This is a genomic window from Companilactobacillus furfuricola (genome assembly GCF_003946325.1).
In the GTDB taxonomy this organism is placed as follows: domain Bacteria; phylum Bacillota; class Bacilli; order Lactobacillales; family Lactobacillaceae; genus Companilactobacillus; species Companilactobacillus furfuricola.
This window is the reverse complement of record NZ_RHNT01000033.1, coordinates 1-23,809: the sequence shown is the minus strand read 5'-3', so window position 1 is coordinate 23,809 and position 23,809 is coordinate 1. Positions and strand designations below refer to the sequence as shown.

Genomic DNA, 23,809 nt, shown 5'->3' with positions numbered 1-23,809 from the left:
TTATTTTTCCTACTCATTGTTATCGTCTCCCGGACTGATTATTGTTTTTCATCTGTCCGGTTAAAAAAATTGTAGCAGTCGGCAGCGTTCCAGTCCCATATAGCGCCCCGACCCGGAACCGGCATTGAACGTACAACCAAACTACTACCTCCACCCCCAGCAACAAAACAACAAAGCTCCACAAAAATATCCCAACACATCTCAACACCAACTAAAACAACCAAACCTCTACTGCTGCTTATTTCCTCTTACATTTTTACAAGTGGGAATCGTGCTCTAAACAAAAAAAGAACACCAACAAATGGTGTTCTTTCAATACAAAACTCTATTCTGTTTCTCTATGTTTTCTAGCATAAGCATAGAAAGGAAGACCAAGTAAAGTAATACCTAAACCGATCAAAGCCAAGCCAGTCTGCGTAATAATCGTAGAAATAATAATGAAAATACCACCGATAATAGCGATTATAGGAGTAACAGGATACCAGAGACACTTATAAGGACGCTTCATATCAGGCTCACGTTTTCTAAGAATAATAGTAGCAGCGAAAGTCATAGTATAGAAGATCCAGATAACGAATACTAACATATCAGTCAAAGTATTAAATGCGCCAAGGAAGATCATAATACATGCGATTGCTAATTGAAGCAATGTAGCTGCATAAGGGATACTCTTCTTGGAAAGCTTTGATAAACCTTTGCTGAATGGTAATGATTTATCCAATGCCATAGCGTATGGAACTCTTAAACCAGTCATAGCATAACCGTTAATAGCACCATAAACTGAGATCAAAATACCAATTGTAACGATCTTACCACCAGTGTGACCGAAAATAACTTCAGCAGCATTAGCAGCTGTATTTTCGTTACCCATGATTTGTTCGATTGGCAAAGTTCTTAAGAAGACATAATTAATTAATAAGTAAATAACTGTGATACCTAGTAGTCCGAAGATGATAGCTTTTGGTAAGTCGACCTTTGGTTTTTTCAACTCTCCGGCAATGTTACCAACTTGGATCCAACCATCATAAGCGAACATTGTTGCCAGTAGACCATGTCCTAAAGCTGTGAAGAAACTTGTGTTTTCTCCGGCTTGAATAGGAAATAGTGGAACTGGAGCGCTTTCTTTTGCCATTAGACCAAAGACGATGATCAAGGCAATTGGGATCAATTTGAAGACCGTGGCGAAAGTTTGGAATCCACCAGCGAATTTTGAACCCATTAAGTTAATACCGGTGATCGAGAAAGCTACTATCAAGGCGATGATAACTGAATAGCTTTTATCGATACTGAAAAGATGAACGAACTGTGTACTAAAAACGATAGATAGTGCTGCGATATTGGCAGGGAAGTAAACGACCATTTCTGCCCATCCGATCATAAATGATGGTGCTTCCCCGTATGTATGATGAATGTACTCAACCATTCCACCTGTCTTCGGAATAGCAGCTGAGAGTTCGGCTGTTGTTAATCCGGCACAGATAGTAATTAAACCACCTAGTAGCCAGGCGAGTAGGGTCATATTGGCTGACCCAGTAACTTGAGTAACAACCGGTGTCTTGAAGAAGACACCACCACCAATTGCTGTACCTATAACTGTGGAAAGAGCTGCCCAAAAGCCAATACTCTTTTGGAGCTGTCTTTCTTCCTTCATGTTTTATTCCCTCTTTCTATATAGAATGTTTGTAAATCTGTTCACAATCATTTTACCAAATAAATATTTTTTTGAAAGAGGTTCACGATAAAAAATAAATTAATCAATGATTTTTATTGAAATTTTTTAATTGATAGAAAAAATCTAAATATGCATAATCCAGTGATACCATGCGTTTTCACGATATAACATCAATCTTTGAACTGTTTTTAAAAATTTCATAAAAAGTTTTGTTTATCATCCGCTCAATGAAAAATTAGAAATATTTTGTTAAAAAAAATCACGTTATGTGGTAATATTGATTATGGTGAAAGCAATTACAAATTAAAAAAGCTTGGAGTAGAGGTATTATGCGACGAAAATCGATAAATGATTTGTTAAGTGGTTCAGAGGATAGGCCCAAGACGTTAGGCGTGTTTGATCTAACGATCATGGGGATCGGAGCTATCATCGGTACAGGTATTTTGGTCCTAACAGGAATTGTTGCGGCCACCGATGCTGGTCCGGGGGTAATATTCTCATTCTTGATCGCTGCTTTAGCCAGTGCACTAATTGGTTTATGTTATTCAGAATTAACTACCACGATCCCTAGTTCGGGTAGTGCATATGTTTATTCTTGGGTGACAATGGGTGAGCAGATCGCCTTTTTCTCAGGATGGACTTTATTAGGAGTCTACATTACCACGACCGCCACAGTAGCAACTGGGTGGACCGGATATGTAGCTTCATTCCTAAAGGAAATGGGCATCGTTTTACCAAGCGCTATCAGGTATGACCCCTTTAATGGAGGTCTCATTAATTTACCCGCAGTTATTATTGTACTACTGATTACTATTTTACTAACAAGAGGAATGAGCGAAAGTAAGGTAGTTAATGACATTTTAGTTTTAGTTAAAATCGGAATTATTTTGTTGTTCGTTATCGTTGGTGCGTTTCACTTGAAACCCGCAAATTGGCATCCGTTTTTACCATTTGGAGTTAAAGGTATTTTTACCGGAGCTTCAACCGTATTCTTTTCTTTCTTAGGATTTGATGCTTTAGCGACATCAGCTGAAGATTGTAAGAATGTTCAAAGAAATCTGCCAATTGCGATTATTGCATCATTGACGATTTCAACAATTTTATACATTATCGTTAGTTTAGTTATGACTGGTGCTGTTAAATACAACTTGCTCGATGTGCCAGAAGCAATGTCCTTTGTTTTGATCTCAATTGATAAACCGATCATAGCTCAAATTGTTTCATTCGGGGCTATCTTAGGGATTATCGCGGTAGTTTTGGCGTTCTTGTATGCCTCGTCAAATATTGCCATGTCAATGAGTCGTGGTGGATTCTTACCACCTATCTTTAGTAAATTGAATTCTAAAACTAAGACTCCTAATAGATCGCTTTGGTTGATCGGCCTCATCACAGCGGTTTGTTCAGGACTATTAGATATTAAAAAATTAGCAACGTTTGCTAATGTCGGTTCAATACTTATTTTCTTCTTGATCTCAATTTCCGTATTGTTGTTGAGAAAACAACATCCAGAACTCAAGAGACCTTTCAAAGTGCCAGGTGGCAAAGTATTGCCGATCTTGTCAGCCTTAGGTTGTATCGTACTATTAACTAATTTACCAGGTACAGCATGGCTCAATTACTTAGGTTGGTTATTTATCGGAGTGATTTTCTATTTTGCTTATTCGAAGTCACACGTTACGTATTAAATTTTTTTGAAAACGTTAGTGAAAATAAATTCAAAGATGGGTAAGGTGACGTCATTATGATCGATACATCATGAACGTATTTTAAAGATCAGCATTATTAGAAAAAAAATGTCTTTTTTTCGTAAACAGGTGTTCCTTATTTGTAATATTTTGTCATGGCAATCGATAGAAATTATCTATCTGTTTTCTGTGGTAAAGACCAATTTAAATAAAAAATGTCAATATACGGAACAAATGTATCGGAAATAATTTATTCTTATTGATTTTATTTAAATATTCTAATCGATATCAAAAAATGCAAAGAATTTTTCTATTAATAATGTCGGTTGTGAATATTGGTGCAATTCTTAATTATTTTCTAATAAAATTAGTTTTTTATTTTCCCGAAAACGGTTGCAAACATGTCATTAATACGATATACTTCAGTTGTAAGGTGAAGTGAAAAAGTGAACAAAGAGGGTACAAATGATGGGGAATTTTCATATAGTATCTAACAACCCAATGGTTGCGGAAAAATATCCAGATCTAACAGAATTTGAAAAAGATTCCAAAGTCAAAGATATTTTTGCCGAAGGTCGTAATTCCATCCATTTAGGCGCTAATTTGATCAATCATCCGCTTGCAGGAAGTATCAAACCGAATCAGAGTCCTTATAAGAGCTTAGTTATGAGTAATGAGAAGGGAGAACTTGATATGTTCTCGCTGAAACTGATCGAAGGAGCTCTTCAAGTATTGAAGAAATTCCCTCCCCGGGGCATTGAATACGACGAGCAAACTTTAGAGGATTTTCAAGTTATCGATTTAGATCTATTGGATTCGGCAATTGATAGTTTGCCATATGAATATCATGAATAAATTAGACTGGTAGTTTGTCTTATGTGTATGGGAGGAGAAGTTTTATGTCTGAAGTATATGATCTTTTAGTTGTTGGGGCAGGTCCTGGTGGACTAGCTGCTGGAATTTATGGAAGTCGTTCAAAGATGAAGACGGCAGTCTTAGATAAGAATGCTGAGCCTGGTGGTCAAGCTGCAACGACAGCTGAATTGGAAAATTATCCAGGATTTTGGGAAGGAACAACTGGTCCTGGAATTATGGAGAAATTTGCTGATCACGCCAAAGCCTTTGGAACTGAATTTTTAAGAGGAACAGTTGACGAAGTTGACTTCTCTGGACCAATTAAGACAGTTCACACACAACAAGGTGATACCTACCAAGCTAAAGCCGTAGTTCTATCACCAGGAGCAACTCCTAGAAAGATCAATGTTAAAGGTGAAGCTGAATTAAGAGGTCAAGGTGTTAGTTATTGTGCAACTTGTGATGCTGATTTCTTCGTTGATCTTGATGTATGTGTTGTTGGTAATGGTGATGCAGCTATCGAAGAAGCCATGTACTTAACAAAATTTGCTGCAACTGTAACAATTATCGTCATTCATGAAGAAGGCAACCTTGACTGCAACAAGGCTAGTGCTGAAAAAGCAATGAAGAATCCTAAACTCAAATGGGTATGGAACTCCACAGTTGAAGAAATCGCTGGTGACGGCCTCGTTGAAAAAGTTGTCTTGAAGAACATTGATACTGGTGAATTAACAGACTATCCAACCAATGGTGTCTTCGTATTTATCGGTACCGAACCTCATACAGCATTCGTCAAAGATAAGATCGAATTAGACGACCGTGGCTACATCGTAACTAATGACATGATGGAAACAAATGTGCCAGGTGTATACGGTGTCGGTGATGCCAGAGAAAAATATTTAAGACAAGTTATCACAGCCGCAGCTGATGGTGCAATTGCTGCATCAGCTGCTGAAAAATACTTGTCAGAACTTGAGACATTGCAAAACGATGTTCTCGATGAAAGTAAAGATAAACCAGTCCTATTAGCATTCTGGGCACCTCAGATCCAAGAAAGTATCGACTCGATTTCAGCTGTCGACAAAGTTGTGGAAGGCAACAGCGACCCAGTTGGATTAGTTAAATTAGATACTTATCGTGCTAAGAAGACCGCTACGCAATACAACGTCAACGAAATACCAACTGTAGTCTTATTCAAAGATGGAAAAGACGTAGCTCGTGTTGAAGGTGCTAAGAATATTACTGCTGAATCAGTGGCTGATTTATTGAAGTAATAAGATCCAAATAAAAAGTTTAGAGAGATCTAAATTTTTTATCTTTGAAATTTAAGCGATTAGATTTCAAAGATAAGAAAGATGAAAGGGGGCGAAAATTATGATGGAGCATTTAACAAAAGAAAACTTTGAGGAAACGATCCAAAATTCCAAAGGGTTGGTTATGGTAGATTTCTTTAGTCCAAAATGTGTACCATGTATGGCACTTATGCCAGACGTTGAGAAACTGGCTGATGAAAAATCAGACGTTTGCACATTCTACGCTTTTGATACTACAGGTAACATGAGAATGGCCATGAAGCAAAAAGTCATGGGAATCCCAGCATACTTGTTCTACAAAGATGGTGAGAAGGTCGCAACTCTCGGCAAAGACATCTTGGAAGAAAAAGGAATGGCAGCTGTAACAGAAAAATTGGATGAACTGACTGAAACAGCTTAATTTCATCTTTCTTTTATATGCATTTTTAAAATATGAAAGAAATGGGGGGCTAATATGCGACTAGATGTAGGAAACATCTTTATTAAAGATGTGGCTTTCGGCGATAAGACCGAAGTTAAAAACGGTACATTGTTCGTCAATAAAGACGAATTGATCGAAGCAGCGACTGGCGGAGACGAAAGAATCAAATCACTTGATGTATATCTAGCAAAACCAGGTGACAAGACTCGTATCATCCCTGTCAAAGATGTTATCGAACCACGTGTCAAGGTAGACGGAAAGGGTGGTATCTTCCCAGGTATCATCAATGATGTTGATCAAGTTGGCTCAGGAACAACACATGTACTCAAAGGAGCAGCAGTTGTTACAACTGGTAAGATCGTAGGATTCCAAGAAGGAATCATCGACATGAGTGGAGTAGGTGCAGAATATACACCATTCTCAAAGACAAACAATATTGTCGTTAAGATGGAACCAATTGACAGCATTAAACAACACGAACACGAAGAGGTTATTCGTTTAGTAGGATTTAGAGCTGCTAACTATCTTGGCGAGGCTGCTAAGGATGTTAAACCTGATGAAGTAAAGACTTATGAAACAAAGCCATTACTTGACCAAGTTGCACAATATCCAGACTTACCAAAAGTAGTATATGTATACGCATTACAAACTCAAGGATTGATGCATAACACATTCTTCTATGGCGCAGATGCTAAGAAGATCGTTCCAACATTTATGTATCCAACAGAAGCATTTGATGGAGCTATTGCAAGTGGTAACTGTGTTTCAGCTTGTGATAAGAACCCATCATACGTGCATTTGAACAGTCCAGTTATTGAGGACTTGTATGCAAAACACGGTAAAGAAATTAACTTTATCGGATGTGTCATTACCAATGAGAACGTAACATTGCAAGACAAGAAACGTTCATCAAATATGACTGCTAAATTAGTTGAAATGCTTGGTGCAGATGCAGCAATCGTCTCAGAAGAAGGTTTCGGTAACCCTGACGCCGACTTAGTTATGAACTGTAACAACCTTGAAAACAAAGGTATCAAGACAGTTCTTGTAACAGATGAGTATGCTGGTCGTGATGGAGCAAGTCAATCATTAGCTGATTCAACACCTAAAGGTGACGCTGTTGTTACAGCAGGTAATGCGAATGTCGTAGTTACACTACCAGTTATGGATACAGTTATCGGACATCCTGAAGTTGCTAACACAATTGCAGGTGCATGGGACGGAAGTCTTCATGACGATGGCAGTATTGAAGCTGAAATTCAAGTTATCACCGGATCAACTAACGAACTTGGTTTCGGAACATTATCAGCAAAGACAATTTAGTAAACGGAAAATTAGTAAACATTATTTAATTTAAGAAGAAGGAGAGAGCATTATGGGCATTCTTGAAAACAAGAAAGTCGCTATCTTAGGCGACCGTGATGGAATTCCTGGTATGGCTATCGAAGCTTGTGTAAAATCAGCAGGCTCAGAAGTTGTATTTTCAACTACTGAATGTTTTGTTTGAACGAGCGCCGGAGCTATGGACCTGGAAAATCAACAAAGAATTAAAGATCTCACAGACAAATACGGAAAAGACGACCTAGTTGTAGTACTAGGTGGTGGAGAAGCCGAAGCTTGTGGTTTGGCTGCCGAAACCGTATCAACTGGTGATCCAACATTCGCTGGTCCATTAGCAGGAGTTCCGTTGGGACTCAAAGCATATCACATGTTTGAACTAAAGGACGAAGTAGACGCTGCAGTTTACGAAGAACAAGTATCAATGATGGAAATGGTATTGGATAAGGATGCAATCATTAAAGAAGTCCAAGAATACCGTGGATAATAATCAGTAAGAGCAAAACCTGTGTAAAGGGGGAAAAATGATGGGCAAGAAGAGAATTGTTCATTACATCAACCAATTCTTCGCCGGTATCGGTGGTGAAGAAAAGGCCGACATTAAGCCAGAAAAAAGTGATGGCGTTGTTGGACCAGGTATGGCCTTCAAAGGTCAACTGAGTGATGTAGCTGAGATCGTTGGTACAGTCGTTTGTGGTGATAGTTACTTTAGTGAACATGAAGCAGATGCTTCAGAGACTGTTCTAAATATGATCGAAAGTTACAAACCAGATTTAGTAATCGTAGGACCAAGTTTTAACGCTGGTCGTTACGGTGTTGCTGCAGGTGCAGTAGCCAAACTAGTAGATGAGAACTTACACATTCCAGTAGTTGGTGGTATGTACCCAGAAAACCCTGGTTTAGACTTGTACAAGAAACATGGATACTTTGTAGAAACAGGTAACAGTGCTGCTACAATGAGAAAAGCAATTCCAGCCATGGCTGATGTTGTAAAACAACTATTAGCTGGAAATGAAGAAATCACAGGCTACATGCCTAAGGGTATCCGTGTCAATGAATTCAAAGAAGAACGTGGCTCAAAGCGTGCTGTTGACATGCTGATAAACAAAATACAAGGTAAGGAATTTAAGACAGAATATCCAATGCCTACCTTCGACCGTGTTGATCCAGCACCAGCCGTAAAGGATATTACAAAAGCAAGAATTGCTTTAGTATCTTCCGGTGGTCCGGTTCCCAAAGGAAACCCTGATCACATTGAATCATCAAGTGCATCTAAGTACGGCAAGTATAGCCTAAAAGATATTGATGACTTTACACCTGAGAACGGAGAAACAGCTCACGGTGGTTACGATCCAGTTTATGCAAATGAAGACTTGGATCGTGTCCTACCTGTCGATGTGATTAAAGAAATGCTTGCTAACGGAGAGTTCGGGTCATTACATGATTACTGGTACGCTACCGTTGGTAATGGTACATCTGTAGCAAATGCTAAGAAATTTGGTACAGAAATTGGGAAACAACTAAAAGAAGACGGAGTAGATGCCGTTATTCTTACATCCACTTGAGGAACATGTACTCGTTGCGGTGCAACGATGGTTAAAGCTATTGAAGCTCAAGGACTACCAATTGTTCATATGTGTACAATTGTTCCTATTTCTAAGACGGTTGGAGCTAACCGTATTGTTCCTACAGTCGCAATCCCTTATCCTCTTGGTAATCCAGAATTGGATCCTAAGGATGAAAAAGAACTACGTAGAAAATTAGTCAGAAAAGCTCTTAAAGCTCTTGAAACACCTGTTACTGAACAAACAGTATTTTAGACTAGTAAAGAGCTAAGAGATCCAATTAGGAGCCGGAAATTATTTTCGACTCCTTTTTTTATCGAAAAAGCAAAGATTCATTGTTTCATTCAATTTTTTGGAGGTGCATAATATGACTTTTCCAGTCTTGAAAGGAAGCGCTTATACATTAGTTCATACGCCTGACATTTTAGTCCATGAAGGTAAATTGCAAGAAGAAGAAATGAGAAATAATCCTGATTCAGATTATTTGAAAGCTATTCCTGATCATTTACGTTCATTCGACGATGTTGTAGGCTATGGTCCTAATCAAGCTTACATTGGTAACATTCATCCACGTGATTTGAAAGATATCGAACAACCGTGGTATGAGCATCCTGTCGAAAATGCTTCAGCAGAAGGTAAATTTGGTTCGATCTTAGATGAAGAATCATTTTACGGCTGTATGAAAGCAGTTGATATGTTTGATTTAGTAGTTTTGGAATCAGACTATCAAGCAAAAGTGGCAAAGAAATTAAATGACGATCCAGTTATTGGCAAATATTGGGTCACTTTGGATAAACTAACTGAAAACCCCGCTTCAGTTGAAGATATTCAAAAGTTGATCGATGAAAAAGACGCCAAACCATTGTACTTAGATGGCAAACTAGTTGGTTGTGTTAAGAGAGCTCATGAGTTTGATGCTGCCTTGACTAGTGACGTTATGTTCGAAAACTTAGTAAGTAAAGCTTCAGCAGCTTATGGTTTAGCTGAATTATTCGCTAAGAATGAATTAGTGCCTGAAGATGTTGATTACTTGATCGAATGTAGTGAAGAGGGATGTGGTGACATGTTCCAACGTGGCGGTGGTAACTATGCCAAAGCCATCGGTGAAATTTGTGGCTGCGTTAACGCAACTGGTTCAGATACTCGTAGTTTCTGTGCTGGCCCTTCACACTCAATGGTTGAAGCTGCAGCCTTAGTCCAAGCAGGCGTTTACTCAAACGTTGTTGTTTTAGCCGGTGGATCATCAGCTAAATTAGGAATGAATGGTAAAGATCACGTTAAAAAGGATCAACCATTACTTGAGGACTGCTTAGGTACATTCGCAATTCACGTTGCTGAAAATGATGGCAAATCACCAGTTATCCGGACTGACATTGTAGGTAAGCATAAGATTGGTAGTGGAGCAGCTCCACAAGCAATCATGCAAGCCATAGTTTCCGATCCCCTTGAAAAAGTCGGAATGACAATCAAAGATGTTGATGTATTTTCTGCCGAAATGCAAAATCCTGAAATCACAGTACCAGCTGGTGCCGGTGATATTCCATCAGCTAACTACAAGATGATCGCAGCTTTAGGTATCATGAAGAAAGTCTTTGAAAAATCGCAATTAAATCAAGTTGTTGAAGACATCGGTATGCCAGGATTTGTTCCAACCCAAGGACATATCCCTTCAGGTGTGCCATTCTTAGGCCATGCTAAAGAAATGATCGAAAACGGTGATATCCACCGGACAATGATCATTGGTAAAGGTAGCTTGTTCTTAGGAAGACTTACTAACCTCTTTGATGGAATTTCATTTATTGTGGAAGCAAATGATGGTAAGACAGAAGACGAAACAGTCGATAAAGACACAATTCGTCAAATGATCGCCGAATCAATGAAACAATTTGCTGCTTCTCTAAAATAAAAGAAAAATCAAATTAAGGAGGGAGAAAAATGAATAATAACGTACAAAACACGATCGCAGATGTGTTTGATGAAATTGCCCAAGGTCTTGAAGATGGTAACTTCGGTTCAAGACCACGTGTGGGTGTTACACTAGTTGGCAGTGAGCATGGCGAAGAAGAAGTCCTTCGTGGTGCAGAACTTGCTCAAGCTAACGATTCCTCAATTCAAGTAGTAGCTTTAGGTACCTTAAAGAGTGACAAAGTTGAAATTGTTGCTGCTAATGATCCTGAAGAAGCTCACAAGAAAATGGACGAGATGTTAGAGAGCGGTCAATTAGATGCCGCAGTTACAATGCACTATACTTTTCCGATCGGGGTTTCTACCGTAGGACACCCAACTACACCTGGTTTTGGAAAAGCAATGTTTGTTGCTAATACCACTGGAACTTCTGACATGGAAAGAATCAGTGCCATGGTCAAGAATGCTATTTCTGGTATTGCGGTGGCGAAAGCTAATGGTATCAAGGATCCAACCGTCGGTATCCTCAATATCGATGGCGCTCGCCAAGTAGAAATTTCTCTGAAGAAACTACAAGATAACGGTTATAATATTCATTTCACTCAAAGTCATCGTGCAGATGGCGGAGTGGTCATGCGTGGAAACGACTTATTGCAAGGCGTTCCTGACGTCATGGTTATGGACACATTGACTGGTAACATCGTTATGAAGGTGATGAGTTCCTTCTTAACAGGTGGCAGTTATGAGTCAGTCGGTGACGGCTATGGTCCTGGTGTCGGTAAAGGTTACGACAAGATCATCAACATCATTAGTCGTGCCTCAGGAGCTAACGTAATCGCTGGTGCATTAAGCTACGCCGGTAATTGTGCTAAAGGTAATTTAACCGATAAAGTAAATGCGGAATTCAAAGCCGCTGAAAAAGCTGGATTGTCTGAGATTTTAGATAATCTAACCGCTTCCCCCAAGAAAGACGATTCAGCAGAAGAAGTCAAAGAACCTGCCAAGAAGGCAGTTTCTGAAGCTATCTTAGGAATTGACATTTTAGTTTTGGAAGACGCAGTAACAGAATTATGGAAGTCAGATATTTATGCTACTAGTGGGATGGGATGTACTGGACCTGTTGTTATGGTCGCTCCTGAAGACGAAAGTCACGCCCGCGAAGTTTTGAAATCAGCTGATTTCTTGTAATGTTTGATAGGCTTTAAGTTGTATTATGTTTCCTTGAAAAATCCCCCAAAATCCTCCGAATCCCCCAAGATTCGATTTTAAATTTGACCATAAGTCTCTGGTTTTGAGACTTATGGTTTTTTTTGTTTTGTGTTTGATTTTTGCTTGTGTTGGTTGTTTGTGTTGAGGTTGATTGCCGGAGCTGGGGGGTTCCGAGAATTGCGTCGTGGCATCCTTGGTTGTTCGGTGGCGTAGCCACCACCAAAACGGTAGCGCAAGTGCATCAGCACTTACGTTCCATCATTTCATGGCTGACGGCGCAATTCTCTCCACCCCCCAGCTCCTAGGGTTTGCATAAACTGTTTTTTTTCGTGGGGTTACGGTACTTATTTCTATTGTGGTATGTTGTTTTGGTTTATGTAGTTGTACCTAGCAGTTTTTTGGAATCAAATTCATTTTTTTGCGTTTATCTGTTCTGACCTTTTTCGAAATTATCATCGGCTGCTATATTAATAGAGCGAGATTTACGATTCTGATTTTTCTTTTAAAATTTTATTTTTTTCGTCGAATTCATTGTGGTCACTTAATTCAGAACTTATTCTAAGATTCTTTGTTTTGCTTTAATTTGATGGTTGGTGTGCTGGTGGTGATACTTATCGCTTGTTGTGAACATTTTTTAATTATTCATATCTATTTTTGTTGTTCTCATTGGTCTTTGTCCAACTCGGATTTTATTAGGGCATGGTAAAAAAGCGCTGTTCCCGGTTGGGAACGGCGCTTTTTCTTCTTTTATAGGATTGGTGATAATAGGCGGGAGAATCTTTGCTTGAAGTGCATCCAGACTCCTTGGTTGTCTATTATTTCTTGTGTTAATAAGGTTGAGACTTCCATGTCGTTTTCGAAGGATCGTTTTATTTTGTGGGCGATTTTTGAATCGTAGATGAAGGCGTTGGCTTCGAAGTTTAAGGAGTAGCTTCTGAAGTCGTGATTCATTGAGCCTACTGAACAGATTTTTTCGTCGATGATTGATGTTTTGGCGTGCATGAAGCCTTTGTCGTAGGTGTAAATTTTGATGCCGAATTGGGTAAGTAAGTTGGAGTAGTATTGCGTTGCTCTGAAGATGAATGGATGGTCTGGCATGCATGGGACCATTATTCTGACGTCTACTCCTGATCTTGAGGCGATGGTTAGTGCGGTGAACATTGGGTCATCGGGGATCAAGTAGGGCGTTTGGATCCAGATGCTCTTTTTGGCGTTTATGATCATGTCGATGAAACCATCTTTTAAAATCTCTTGTCTTGAGTCGGGACCGTCCGTTACGATTTGGATCGGTAAGTTGGTGTTTTCGTTGAAACGGTCAGCTGGGAAGTATTTGTCCATGAAGATCAACGGTTTAACGTGTCGATCTGTGGAAGCATTCCAGTCTTGGAAAAATCTTTCTTGCATTAGTAGTGTTGCGGTGCCTTTTACCCTGATGTGACTGTCGCGCCAGTAACCGAATTTCTTCGATTCGCCAACGTATTGGTCGCCAACGTTGAAACCACCGATCCAGCCAATGGTTCCGTCTACTATGACTAATTTACGGTGCAAATGGTAATTCAATCTTGTTTTGTAGATTACGTTTTTCGAAGTGATGAAGGGTAGTACTTGACCTCCAGCAGCTTCGAATTCTTTGAACCAGCGGCGATTGCTGCCGCCTGATCCCCAAGGATCGAAGAGTAGGCGTACTTCGAGACCTTGTTTAGCTTTTTCAGTTAAGATATCAAGAAATTCTTGGCCGATGTTACTCTTGATGAAGGCATAGTATTCGACGTGGATCGTTTCTTTGGCATTTTTGATGTCGTCAAATAAACTTTGGAATTTTTCCTTACCGTCAAAATAGAGGTCGATCTCGTTGTGGCGGGTCAAAGGTGTTTCCTCGGTTTTGTCGAAAAAGCTGATCACATGTCTGGCGTAGTACGTCTCATCGTAACGAGATCCTCTTTTTGGCCGGTGTTTTTCGAATTCAGCAATTTTCTTGAGTTGATTTAAACCGATATGTTGTTGATTTCCGATGTTAAAAATCTTTTCTTGGGCTATCCCGCGGCCGAAGAAAGCATATATTAAGAAGCCAACTACTGGTAGTAACATTAACACTAATATCCAAGCCCAGGTCGTAACGATATTTCTTGGTCTGTGGAATACCGTGATCAAAGCTATGATGGTGTTTAGTAGTAGTATGGCTAGTATTGTTAGTATTAGCCAATGATCTATTAGCATTATTTTCTCCCCATTGATTCTTTTATATAAAAAAAGTGTACGTCAAATTGGGAAATAATGCCATTTTAATATTTGGTTTATTTAAGAGTTTTATTTTGCTACTACCTCTATTTAATAGAGACTATAAAATGTTAAAAGAGTGACCCCATTTTTGACGGAGGTCACTCTTTTCTTTCCTATTAAATATACTTGATAAAAATATCGTGTCTGCATACTGATTTAGTTTCACTTATGCCTTTACTGCAATGGCATCCTTGATACTCTTAGCGTAATCAGCGAGATCTTGTTGAGTGTTGGCGGTGTTTTGGGCAATGATCTTTACCACAGCGCTTCCGATAATGACTCCGTCAGCGATAGCTGCTAATTTTTCAGCTTGCTCTGGTGAGTGAATGCCGAAGCTGATCGCTACGGGAACGTCAGTCACCTTTTTGATCCGGTCGATGGTGTTTTTTAGCTGCGTGGAGAAGTCTTCTCTTACTCCAGTCACACCTAATGATGACACCATGTAGATGAAGCCTGTAGCTGTTTGAGCGATTTTTTCGATCCGTTCGCCTGATGTTGGTGCAATTAGTGGGATCAAGTCGATATCATGTTCGTTGGCAATTGGTTTTAATTCTTGGTGTTCCTCATATGGTAGGTCAGGAATGACTAGCCCGGAGATATTTAGATCTTGACACTTTTGGCAGAATTTTTCGTAACCGTATTTGAAAGCGATGTTTAAATACGTCAAAAAGATGATCGGTACGTCAGTTTGTAGACGAGCTTTTTCGACGATATCAAAGACGACATCAGTATTGACACCCGCAGCGAAGGCACGTAGATCAGCATCTTGAATCACTGGGCCATCAGCCACTGGATCAGAAAAGGGGATGCCTAGTTCCACGATGTCGGCACCGTTGTCAGCTAGAGTAACAATGCTATCGACCGTCGTGTCAAAATCCGGGTCATCAGCTACTACGAAGGGAATGAAAGCTTTTTTATTGGAAAAAATTTGTTTTAAATTAGTCATCGATATTTACTCCTCTATATTTTGCGATTGAGGCAACGTCTTTGTCGCCACGCCCGGATAATGTGCAGATGATGATTTGATCCTTGCGCATTTTAGGGGCGATTTTTTCTACGTAGGCTACAGCGTGGCAACTTTCAATGGCGGCAACGATACCTTCAGTTTTAGCGATATATTCGAAGGCATTAACAGCTTCGTCATCAGTGATACCAACGTATTTAGCACGTTTTAATTCGGCTAAGTGAGCATGTTCTGGTCCGACTCCTGGATAATCTAGTCCGGCTGAGATGGAGTAAACTTTGTCGATCTGGCCGTATTTATTTTGGAGGAACATTGATTTCATTCCGTGGAAGATCCCGACAGAACCACGTTCGATCGTGGCTGCTGTTTGGTCGGTATCGACACCTTTGCCAGCAGCTTCACAGCCTACTAGTTGGACATCTTTGTCGTCGATGTAGTTGGCAAAGCTTCCAATTGCATTGCTCCCGCCGCCGACACAAGCTACGACCATATCTGGCAACTTGCCTTCAGCTTCTAATATTTGTTGTTTTGATTCTTTACTAATAACACTTTGGAAATCGTGCACCATTTCAGGAAATGGATAAGGTCCAACGGCAGAGCCCATTACGTAAAAAGTATCGTCGATCCGTTGAGTCCATTCTTGTAAGGTCGCATTAACGGCATCTTTTAAGACCATCGAACCAGTCGTTACCGGGTGAACTTTTGCACCTAGTAATTCCATTCGATAGACGTTTAATTTTTGTCGTTCGGTATCTTCCTTACCCATGAAGATCTCGCAGTCCATATTGAACAAGTCAGCGATGGTGGCAGTTGCGACACCGTGTTGTCCGGCTCCAGTTTCGGCGATCAGACGGGTTTTACCCATTCTTTTAGCGAGTAAGGCTTGGCCGATCACATTGTTGATCTTATGAGCACCGGTATGATTGAGGTCCTCGCGTTTTAAATAAATTTTGGCTCCGCCAAGGTCTTCAGTCATTTGTTTTGCGTAATATAACAATGAGGGACGATTAGCGTAGTTATTAAGCAGATCGTGGAGCTCCTTTAAGAAGTCAGGGTCATTTTTATAATGATCGTAAGCTTGTGCGACTCGATCTAGTTCGGCCATTAAGGTCTCAGGGATGTATTGTCCACCGAATTCTCCATAATGACGTGATTCTGTTGTCTCTTTTTCCATTTCTTTCATGGTATTTCCTCCTATTAATAAAGCGCATGTGCTTTTGAAACGATATTTAATATTTTTTCAGGATCTTTTTGGCCATTAGTCTCCACACCGCGGGATAGATCAACTAGATCTGGATGAACTGTCTCGATAGTTTTTTCGAGATTATCTTGGTCTAAAGCACCAGCGATGAACAGTGGTTTATTGGTAGTAATTTGTAAGTTTTGCCAATCGATCAATTGTCCGTTCCCAGAACCGCTGTCGATCATGATGTAGTTGGCAACGGTATTTAAGTCGATCAAATCAGGCTTAAATACATTGATGACGGGAATATTTCTTGCTTGGATTTGTTTGACGGTGTCTTCTGTTTCTTGACCGTGAAGTTGGATCATAGAAACAGCACCACTTTCTACTGCTTGTAACATTTCATGGATCGGTGCGTTGACGAAGACACCGACGCTCTTGATCTGAGGATCAAGAGCTTTTCGCATTTGCAATGCTTGGCATAGTTCTAGATGATGTCGACCTTTGGCAAAGATGAAACCAGCCAGATCAGGTTTAGCTTGGTTGACAGCTTTGATATCGTCCAAATTCATTAGTCCACAAATTTTTATTTTCGTCATAATTTATACGCCTTGAAACTGTTGGATTTTTTCGATGCGATTCGGTGCTTTCATGAAGGTCTCACCGATCAATACACCGTTGACATGAGCTTGTTTTAAACGAGCAATGTCATTAACATCTTTGATCCCGCTTTCGGTAATGAAGGGGATGGTTCGATCGACTAACGGTCGTAATTTCAGACTGTTGTTAATGTCGACGGTGAAGTCTTTTAGGTTACGATTGTTGACGCCGATAATTTCAGCGCCGGCAGTTAGTGCTTGCGCCAATTCTTGTTCGTCGTGAACTTCCACTAAAGCAGCCAAACCTAATTGTTTAGCTAGCTGCAAGTATTCTTTCAGCTGTTTATCAGTAAGGATCGCGACGATCAAAAGGATCAGACTAGCGCCATTTGCTTTGGCTTGATAGATCATATAAGGATCGATAGTGAAATCCTTTCTCAACAATGGCGTAGGTACTTTTTGAGAAATTGCTTTCAAGTAGCGAATGTCTCCGTGGAAAAAATCTGGTTCCGTTAAGACTGAGATCGCATCGATATGAGCTTGTTGATACTGTTGAGCAATTTCTAAATAAGGAAAATCCTTTACGATCGTACCTTTTGAGGGGGATGATCGTTTGATCTCTGCGATGAAATGAAGTCTCGGCTGTAAGAATAATTGAATGATGTCGTTAGGATCTTTATTAGGTATTTTGCTTGCTTGTTGTTCCATTTCTGTTGGCGAGATGATCTGTTTTCCCTGTTCGATCCGTTTTTGGGTAGCTTTTACGAGGTCGTCGAGGATCATGCTGCAACACCTTCCTCAGTGAGGCGTATGAATTCTTGTAGTTCTTTCATGGCCGCTCCGTTGTCGATCACGAGTTTTGCTTGGTCGATGGCTTCTTGAAGAGTTACTTCAGGTCGAGCCGTATGAATGGCCAAGGCTGAATTTAGCAAGATGACGTCACGTCTAGCACCCTTAACACCGTTTAAAACATCTAAAGTAATAGCTGTATTTTCTTGTGGAGTACCGCCAATGACTTCATCTTTGTGGGCACGTCTGAGACCGAATTGCTCAGGAGTGATCTCATATTTTGTGAACTTACCATCGTGAACTTCCATTACTGTAGTAGGTGCAGAGATCGATGCTTCGTCGAAGCCATCTTGGCCGTGAATAACAGTCGCATTTTTAACGTTTAATTGATCTAGTACTTTGGCCATCGGTTCGACTAAGCTTTCATCGTAAACGCCAAGGACTTGATTGGTGGCATGAGCGGGATTGGCTAATGGGCCTAAGACATTGAACAACGTTCTGATCCCAAGTTCTTTTCTGATCGGAGCTACATATTTCATTGCCTTGTGATATTCTTGGGCGAATAAGAAGCAAATGCCGATTTGATTCAGGATCGCTTCACTCCGTTTAGGATCGAGATCGATCTGGACACCTAGTGATTCCAAAACATCTGCGGCACCGCTCTTTGATGAAGCAGCACGATTACCATGCTTGGCAACAGGGATGCCAGTTGCAGCAACGACTAATGCAGAAGTCGTGGAAATGTTGAATGAATTGGAGTGATCTCCACCGGTACCAACGATTTCTAGCACTGGTTCGTCGGCTTCAAAGTCTAATGCATGAGCTCTCATGGCATCAGCAGCACCGGCGATTTCTTCAACGGTTTCTTTTTTTACGCTGAGGGCGGTCAAGAAACTCGAAATTTGAACTGAAGTAGTCTTTCCTGTCATGATCTCATCGATCACTTGGTTCGTTTTCTCAAAAGTTAAATCTTGTCCTTCGCTTAATTTCATAATTGCTTTTTCGATCATAGTTAGAATCCTCCAAATTAATTTATTGATAAAGGTTAATAATTAATTTGAGATTTGCCATCGTTGTGTTTTGTACATTAGTGAACCCCCTGAGTATAAAAAAATCCGCCCATAAACGCTTAGCGTTTAAGGACGGATATACCACCGCGGTGCCACCTTATTTCAATAGACTGATAGAGAACAGGTATACCAAAAGGGCTACCAAATATCTATCGTCCATTACTCTTAGCGAAGGGCAATCACCCTCCCGACAACTTACGTATGCCTGACGTTCTTTCGTACTCATTGCTTTTCGGAAAGACCCTCGATGGTCCATTTAACTATCTGCGTTCGGTTGTACTCTCAGCAACGACAACTCTCTGTGCGTGCACGATAATCTTGACTTCCATCTCATTGGTTTATGGACGAATTTATTTGTTGATAAGAGAATAAGGCTGTTTATTAAGTTTGTCAACTAGTTTTTTAATTTTGTTTTAATAAAATTAAACCATCTGCAAAAAGTTTTTAGCGATCTGCTTACCAACAGTAAGGTCAGTCATGATCGATTCCGGATGAAATTGAACGCCAAAAACTTTTTTCTTTTCGTCAGCAACGGCCATGATCTCACCTTCAGCTGTCATCGCTGTGAACGTCAAATCTTTAGGAATGGAATTCTTGTCGACGATCAAAGAGTGGTATCTGGCGGCGCTGAATTGCTGTGGGCAATCTTGAAAGAGTTGACCAGGTTGAGTAATAGTGATTTTTGAAGGCTTACCATGCATTAATTTTGGTGCATGGATTACATTTGCTCCATAGATCTCACCGATCGCTTGTTCACCAAGACAAACACCCAGGATCGGAACTTTCCCGATAAAGTCCTTGAGTAATTGATTCATATTGCCGGCGTTTTCCGGACGACCAGGTCCAGGAGAAAAGACTAAAGCATCGGGAGCTAATTTTTCTAGTTGTTCAGTCGAGAATTGATCATTTTTGACGACCGTGATCGGCGTATCGCTGATCGTACCGAGTAATTGATATAAGTTATAAGTAAAGCTGTCATAATTGTCGATTAAATAGATCATGATAAGACCTCCGTGTGATTAGTCTTGTTCAAAGCGTCAACTACGTTACGAGCTTTGTTGTTGAATTCCTGATATTCGTTTTTGGCAATACTGTCGGCAACGATGCCGGCTCCAGAATGAACGACTAAATTATCGTCCTGACGGTAGGCAAGTCTGATGCCAATGCAGAAATCTAAATCGCCGGAAAAATCGAAGTATCCTAAACATCCGCCGTAGATCCCGCGTTTACGATTTTCTAATCGGGAAATAATTTGCATGGCACTGATCTTGGGAGCACCGGAAAGCGTTCCGGCAGGCATTAGTGATTCGACAATGTCAACCGCTGATTTTTTGGGGTCGGCCAGGCTCTCGACCGTCGACCCCATGTGCATGACATTGCTGAAATACAACAATTTACGGGCCTTTGTCACCTGGACCGAACCAAATTCACTGACACGACCAAGATCATTGCGACCAAGATCAATCAACATATTGTGCTCGGCTAATTCCTTCGGACTGTGCGTTAATTCTTCAGCAAACTTTTTATCTTCAGCAGCATTTTTCCCGCGCCGACGGGTTCCCGCCAACGGATAAGTAAAGAGCTTTTGACCATGTTTAGAGATCAAAGTCTCAGGAGAAGAGCCGACAGTTTCAAAATTATGATGTTTGTAGAAGAACTGGTATGGGGCGGGGCTATCGTGGAACAAGTTTTTACTTACGGCAAACAAACTACCAGACATCGTAGCATGTTGCGGATTAGACAAGATTAATTGGAAAATATCTCCATCGATGATGTGTCGCTTAGTTTCAGCTACTTTCTCAGAAAATTCCTCTTGATCAAAATGCAAATGCAAGGCTGAATTCATTGCAAAACGTGGCAAGGAAGATCCGTGGTTATTTTGAAGAACCACTTGTTGAAGTTTGTTTAAATCAGCAATTGTTTTTTCAAAGAGTTTATCAAGCTGATCACTAGGGATGATCTTGGATAAAGTGATCATTTTCGTTTTATGATTATAAGCAATCACTTGTTTGATCAACAAAAAGTCAGCATCATTCAGATCATAGGGGTCAGCTAATTTTTGTGGCAAAGTTGGATTGGCAAAGCGGGCATAGTCGTAACTAAAGTAGCCAGCGATCCCACCTAAAAACGGAGGAAGTGCAGAGATTTTAGGCGTTCGATATTTTTGTAAAAGATTTTCTAAATAAGGTTTTAAATCAGTGACTTGTGTTGTTTTACCTGCTTCATTTTCAACAGTTAACTGACCATCTTTAAAAGTAATCGCAGCAGCAGGATCCAATCCAATAAAACTGTAGCCATCTTCATCAGGTTTCGGTTGTCCCGTGAACAAAAAACAAGGTCCCAGATGCTGGTTCAAATTTTGCGTTAAATCGATCGGATCAAAATTCGTCAAAGGAAAGTTCAGCGTAATCGGGACAGCAGGGTAGTTTTGAGCAAGCATTTTCAATTCTTCAAATTTCATAATAATCATCCCTTTAAATTTAATCTGAGTAATTTAAAAGGAATTGCCATCGTTTCTCCATAATTTCCTCCCACAAAAAAATCCGCCCAAAACTTCTGACAAGAAGTTAAGGACGGATAACCGCGGTGCCACCTTAATTCAATCTTGAGACTACGACAAATAGTCATCAAAATCACGCTTAACTGAGAGCCAACACTCCCTTGACAACTGACGTATGTCTGAACGTTTCTCCATACTAAAAATTCAGGAGAACCCTCGGTGGTCCATTTAATCATGTGCGTTCGGCTGTACTCTCAGCAACGACAACTCTCTGTACGTGCACCATAATTGTTATCTCCACCTCATAGGTTTTGGGCGAAATGTTTAATTGACCATGATAATAAACTTCGAAAAAACATTTGTCAATAAAAGAGAGCGGAAGGGCACGGTCAGCTGCTGAGGATTAACGCGAGTGGTCGCACAAGGTACGGCAAAGCCGTGCCGCGACCACCTGTGTTAACCGGAGGCCGCTATCTCCAGGAGCTCGTTTCCGCTATAAAACGCGCAACGTTTGGCATAAAAAAATCAAAGTTTGGTATAAAGAAACAGAATTCGGCATAAAAAAAGTCAAGATTTGGCACAAAAAAAACGATATCCAAAAAAATTGAATATCGTCGAAAATTTATTATTCAAAATTAAAAAGATCATTCTCGATTGTTTCCAAAAATAATGATCAAACGTAACAGTTGTAACGCCGTTGAAAGGGCAGCAGCAACATAAGTCAAAGCAGCAGCCAAAAGCACATGTTTAACCATCGGAACCTCGTCACTATTCAACACTTGGCCTGATGCTAGGATGCTAACAGCACGATTAGAAGCGTTAAATTCCACCGGCAAAGTAACCACTTGGAATAAAACAACCAAAGCAAAAAGCCAGATCCCGATAGTGATCAAAGTATGGTTCATTCCCAAAATCATGCCTAAAACAATCATAGGAAATGACAAGTTGGAACCAATATTAACAGCAGGAACAATTGCTGATCTGATCCGCATAGGGAAGTAATTCTTCTGATCTTGAATAGCGTGTCCACATTCGTGAGCAGCAACACCAATAGCCGCAACCGAAGTAGCATTATAAGTAGATTCAGACAAATTTAAAGTCTTATCTGAAGGATTATAATTATCAGTCAACTTACCAGTGATTTGATTTATAACGACGTTTTGCAAACCGGCATTATCCAGAATAAAGCGAGCAGCTTCAGCTCCAGAAGTACCGCGGGTACTAGTAAATTGATCGTATTTTCTAAAAGTATGATTAACATACCAAGAAGCCCACATACTGATAGCCATACCAATAACTACCAGAATAATCGAAGGCCCCCAAAATGATCCGTATCCGTACATTATCTACATCCTCTTCAATTTATTGTTATTTAAAGTATAACCATTTAATGTGAAGAATTTGCTAACTTTTGAAGGAATCTTTTCAAATCTCAATTCATTCAAAGAAATCTGATCATGAACCAGCAAAAACAAGCGATACAAAATCTCATCACAAAAGTCATCTGGAATAGAATTAGCAAACTCAACACCAAAAACAGCTGAACCCTTATCAAAATCAATATCAGATAAACTAATCAAAGCAATCACATCGCCCGAAGACTTATCAGAAACAAACCAATAAACAGACTTATTACTCATAGTATCCTTAGCAGTCTGACTAACAAAATCAGTAATCTCAGCAATCGGAGAACCAAGAAAGTCACTAATAGCATTAAGTTTCAAACGAGAAGGAAAATCCCAAACAAGATTCTCCGTAACCAAAGGACGATAAGATTTAACCTTAATCATAAACAAAAACCCACTTCTTTAAAAATTTACTTCACAAATACAGTGTAAAGATAAATTCATAAAAAAGCGAAAAAATAGCACCAAAAAAGGAAGTAACAAATAATAATCAAACAAACAAACAAATAAACAAGTGAATTGCGAGAATGCGAGCGAAGCAGGCAGACAAGCAAGAAATAAACAAAATGACAAGAAAAAACAAATTAGAACACGGCAAGAGTACAAGGAACGAGTACGCGAGCCAGAAGCGAAAGCAAGAGAAGAAAAAGTATAGTAACTCTTATCTAAACAACAAAACAATGAAAAGCAGCAACCGCAATGTAAGTCAGGAAGAAAAATGAGCGGAGCAAAGTCCCGCGAACCGAGAAAAGAGTAAGTAATCTAGAGAGAATATGTCCCAAAAATAATAGGAAGCACCTACTCCCGCCAGAATAGATAAAGCCTGAGATAGACATGTGAGAAATAGGACGAGCAAACAGTGCCAATTTGTACAAAATAAATCGGTAATTCTCAACAAAAGGGGGGATATAGTCTTCATCTAGACGGAGGGGCCCGGGGATACAGCCCTCAGCCGCCAAATTATTCTTAGCGATTTATCGGTTCTTGTTGTACTTTGGTTAGCCATCAAGAAATTCATCAAGATCTAGGTTGCCTGTTGATTCCAAAAAGACTAG

The 23,809-nt window shown here is 40.0% G+C and carries 20 protein-coding genes and 1 other annotated feature; of the genes, 9 read left to right on the top strand and 11 right to left on the bottom strand.

The window, feature by feature from the left end:
* Positions 1 to 325: 325 nt before the first annotated feature.
* Positions 326 to 1,651, bottom strand: coding sequence for an APC family permease (locus tag EKM78_RS08825; protein WP_125771425.1), 1,326 nt, complete (start codon positions 1,649 to 1,651; stop codon positions 326 to 328).
* 350 nt (positions 1,652 to 2,001) lie between these two features.
* On the opposite strand from EKM78_RS08825, the gene EKM78_RS08820 reads away from it, so the two are divergent.
* The 9 genes from EKM78_RS08820 to grdD all read left to right on the top strand — a co-directional run bounded on the left by EKM78_RS08820 (position 2,002) and on the right by grdD (position 11,942).
* Positions 2,002 to 3,357 (top strand): APC family permease, encoded by a 1,356-nt coding sequence (locus EKM78_RS08820; RefSeq protein ID WP_125771423.1) that lies wholly within the window; start codon positions 2,002 to 2,004, stop codon positions 3,355 to 3,357.
* Between the two features lie 468 nt (positions 3,358 to 3,825).
* Complete coding sequence (locus EKM78_RS08815; RefSeq protein ID WP_211334354.1) at positions 3,826 to 4,212, top strand: GrdX family protein; 387 nt, start codon at positions 3,826 to 3,828, stop codon at positions 4,210 to 4,212.
* A gap of 44 nt (positions 4,213 to 4,256) precedes the next feature.
* A complete protein-coding gene (gene trxB / locus EKM78_RS08810) occupies positions 4,257 to 5,486 on the top strand; it encodes a thioredoxin-disulfide reductase (RefSeq protein WP_125771419.1) in 1,230 nt (409 codons plus the stop codon).
* 100 nt (positions 5,487 to 5,586) lie between these two features.
* Positions 5,587 to 5,925 carry a thioredoxin family protein gene (locus tag EKM78_RS08805; RefSeq protein WP_191988682.1) on the top strand — a complete coding sequence of 113 codons (339 nt, stop codon included), beginning with the start codon at positions 5,587 to 5,589 and terminating at the stop codon, positions 5,923 to 5,925.
* A gap of 54 nt (positions 5,926 to 5,979) precedes the next feature.
* The gene (locus tag EKM78_RS08800; RefSeq protein ID WP_125771417.1) at positions 5,980 to 7,269 is read left to right on the top strand and encodes a glycine/sarcosine/betaine reductase component B subunit; all 1,290 of its coding nucleotides are present in this window, start codon (positions 5,980 to 5,982) and stop codon (positions 7,267 to 7,269) included.
* Between the two features lie 52 nt (positions 7,270 to 7,321).
* Positions 7,322 to 7,771, top strand: a complete 450-nt coding sequence (gene grdA / locus EKM78_RS08795) for a glycine/sarcosine/betaine reductase complex selenoprotein A (RefSeq protein ID WP_125708903.1) — start codon at positions 7,322 to 7,324, stop codon at positions 7,769 to 7,771.
* A gap of 40 nt (positions 7,772 to 7,811) precedes the next feature.
* Complete coding sequence (grdB, locus tag EKM78_RS08790; RefSeq protein WP_125771415.1) at positions 7,812 to 9,104, top strand: glycine reductase complex selenoprotein B; 1,293 nt, start codon at positions 7,812 to 7,814, stop codon at positions 9,102 to 9,104.
* 112 nt (positions 9,105 to 9,216) lie between these two features.
* Positions 9,217 to 10,755: a glycine/sarcosine/betaine reductase complex component C subunit beta gene (gene grdC, locus EKM78_RS08785; RefSeq protein ID WP_125771413.1), complete on the top strand. Its 1,539-nt coding sequence runs from the start codon at positions 9,217 to 9,219 to the stop codon at positions 10,753 to 10,755.
* A gap of 29 nt (positions 10,756 to 10,784) precedes the next feature.
* The gene (gene grdD / locus EKM78_RS08780; RefSeq protein WP_125771411.1) at positions 10,785 to 11,942 is read left to right on the top strand and encodes a glycine/sarcosine/betaine reductase complex component C subunit alpha; all 1,158 of its coding nucleotides are present in this window, start codon (positions 10,785 to 10,787) and stop codon (positions 11,940 to 11,942) included.
* Positions 11,943 to 12,710: 768 nt separating this feature from the next.
* Here grdD and cls read toward each other — a convergent pair.
* The 10 genes from cls to EKM78_RS08730 all read right to left on the bottom strand — a co-directional run bounded on the left by cls (position 12,711) and on the right by EKM78_RS08730 (position 23,138).
* Positions 12,711 to 14,180: a cardiolipin synthase gene (gene cls, locus EKM78_RS08775; protein ID WP_125771409.1), complete on the bottom strand. Its 1,470-nt coding sequence runs from the start codon at positions 14,178 to 14,180 to the stop codon at positions 12,711 to 12,713.
* 229 nt (positions 14,181 to 14,409) lie between these two features.
* Entirely contained in the window at positions 14,410 to 15,189 is a 780-nt protein-coding gene (gene trpA, locus EKM78_RS08770; RefSeq protein ID WP_125771407.1) for a tryptophan synthase subunit alpha, read from the bottom strand.
* The gene (gene trpB / locus EKM78_RS08765; RefSeq protein ID WP_125771405.1) at positions 15,182 to 16,390 is read right to left on the bottom strand and encodes a tryptophan synthase subunit beta; all 1,209 of its coding nucleotides are present in this window, start codon (positions 16,388 to 16,390) and stop codon (positions 15,182 to 15,184) included. Before trpB ends, trpA begins: the two co-directional genes overlap by 8 nt.
* A 14-nt stretch (positions 16,391 to 16,404) precedes the next feature.
* A complete protein-coding gene (locus EKM78_RS08760) occupies positions 16,405 to 16,989 on the bottom strand; it encodes a phosphoribosylanthranilate isomerase (protein WP_125771403.1) in 585 nt (194 codons plus the stop codon).
* A gap of 3 nt (positions 16,990 to 16,992) precedes the next feature.
* Entirely contained in the window at positions 16,993 to 17,772 is a 780-nt protein-coding gene (gene trpC, locus EKM78_RS08755; RefSeq protein WP_125771401.1) for an indole-3-glycerol phosphate synthase TrpC, read from the bottom strand.
* Positions 17,769 to 18,788, bottom strand: coding sequence for an anthranilate phosphoribosyltransferase (gene trpD / locus EKM78_RS08750; protein WP_125771399.1), 1,020 nt, complete (start codon positions 18,786 to 18,788; stop codon positions 17,769 to 17,771). The genes trpC and trpD overlap by 4 nt, the downstream gene beginning before the upstream one ends.
* A gap of 482 nt (positions 18,789 to 19,270) precedes the next feature.
* The gene (locus EKM78_RS08745) at positions 19,271 to 19,849 is read right to left on the bottom strand and encodes an anthranilate synthase component II (RefSeq protein ID WP_125771397.1); all 579 of its coding nucleotides are present in this window, start codon (positions 19,847 to 19,849) and stop codon (positions 19,271 to 19,273) included.
* The gene (locus EKM78_RS08740) at positions 19,846 to 21,309 is read right to left on the bottom strand and encodes an anthranilate synthase component I family protein (protein ID WP_125771396.1); all 1,464 of its coding nucleotides are present in this window, start codon (positions 21,307 to 21,309) and stop codon (positions 19,846 to 19,848) included. Before EKM78_RS08740 ends, EKM78_RS08745 begins: the two co-directional genes overlap by 4 nt.
* A gap of 105 nt (positions 21,310 to 21,414) precedes the next feature.
* Positions 21,415 to 21,663: a binding site (T-box leader), on the bottom strand.
* Positions 21,664 to 21,992: 329 nt separating this feature from the next.
* Positions 21,993 to 22,691: a zinc metallopeptidase gene (locus EKM78_RS08735; protein ID WP_125771394.1), complete on the bottom strand. Its 699-nt coding sequence runs from the start codon at positions 22,689 to 22,691 to the stop codon at positions 21,993 to 21,995.
* 3 nt (positions 22,692 to 22,694) lie between these two features.
* Complete coding sequence (locus EKM78_RS08730) at positions 22,695 to 23,138, bottom strand: hypothetical protein (protein ID WP_125771392.1); 444 nt, start codon at positions 23,136 to 23,138, stop codon at positions 22,695 to 22,697.
* Positions 23,139 to 23,809 lie beyond the last annotated feature (671 nt).

Coding starts and splice junctions, on each gene's coding strand:
- EKM78_RS08825 (WP_125771425.1), bottom strand. CDS start 1,651: ATGAAGGAAGAAAGACAGCTCCAAAAGAGTATTGGCTTTTGGGCAGCT.
- EKM78_RS08820 (WP_125771423.1), top strand. CDS start 2,002: ATGCGACGAAAATCGATAAATGATTTGTTAAGTGGTTCAGAGGATAGG.
- EKM78_RS08815 (WP_211334354.1), top strand. CDS start 3,826: ATGGGGAATTTTCATATAGTATCTAACAACCCAATGGTTGCGGAAAAA.
- trxB (WP_125771419.1), top strand. CDS start 4,257: ATGTCTGAAGTATATGATCTTTTAGTTGTTGGGGCAGGTCCTGGTGGA.
- EKM78_RS08805 (WP_191988682.1), top strand. CDS start 5,587: ATGATGGAGCATTTAACAAAAGAAAACTTTGAGGAAACGATCCAAAAT.
- EKM78_RS08800 (WP_125771417.1), top strand. CDS start 5,980: ATGCGACTAGATGTAGGAAACATCTTTATTAAAGATGTGGCTTTCGGC.
- grdC (WP_125771413.1), top strand. CDS start 9,217: ATGACTTTTCCAGTCTTGAAAGGAAGCGCTTATACATTAGTTCATACG.
- grdD (WP_125771411.1), top strand. CDS start 10,785: ATGAATAATAACGTACAAAACACGATCGCAGATGTGTTTGATGAAATT.
- cls (WP_125771409.1), bottom strand. CDS start 14,180: ATGCTAATAGATCATTGGCTAATACTAACAATACTAGCCATACTACTA.
- trpA (WP_125771407.1), bottom strand. CDS start 15,189: ATGACTAATTTAAAACAAATTTTTTCCAATAAAAAAGCTTTCATTCCC.
- trpB (WP_125771405.1), bottom strand. CDS start 16,390: ATGAAAGAAATGGAAAAAGAGACAACAGAATCACGTCATTATGGAGAA.
- EKM78_RS08760 (WP_125771403.1), bottom strand. CDS start 16,989: ATGACGAAAATAAAAATTTGTGGACTAATGAATTTGGACGATATCAAA.
- trpC (WP_125771401.1), bottom strand. CDS start 17,772: ATGATCCTCGACGACCTCGTAAAAGCTACCCAAAAACGGATCGAACAG.
- trpD (WP_125771399.1), bottom strand. CDS start 18,788: ATGATCGAAAAAGCAATTATGAAATTAAGCGAAGGACAAGATTTAACT.
- EKM78_RS08745 (WP_125771397.1), bottom strand. CDS start 19,849: ATGATCTATTTAATCGACAATTATGACAGCTTTACTTATAACTTATAT.
- EKM78_RS08740 (WP_125771396.1), bottom strand. CDS start 21,309: ATGAAATTTGAAGAATTGAAAATGCTTGCTCAAAACTACCCTGCTGTC.
- EKM78_RS08735 (WP_125771394.1), bottom strand. CDS start 22,691: ATGTACGGATACGGATCATTTTGGGGGCCTTCGATTATTCTGGTAGTT.
- EKM78_RS08730 (WP_125771392.1), bottom strand. CDS start 23,138: ATGATTAAGGTTAAATCTTATCGTCCTTTGGTTACGGAGAATCTTGTT.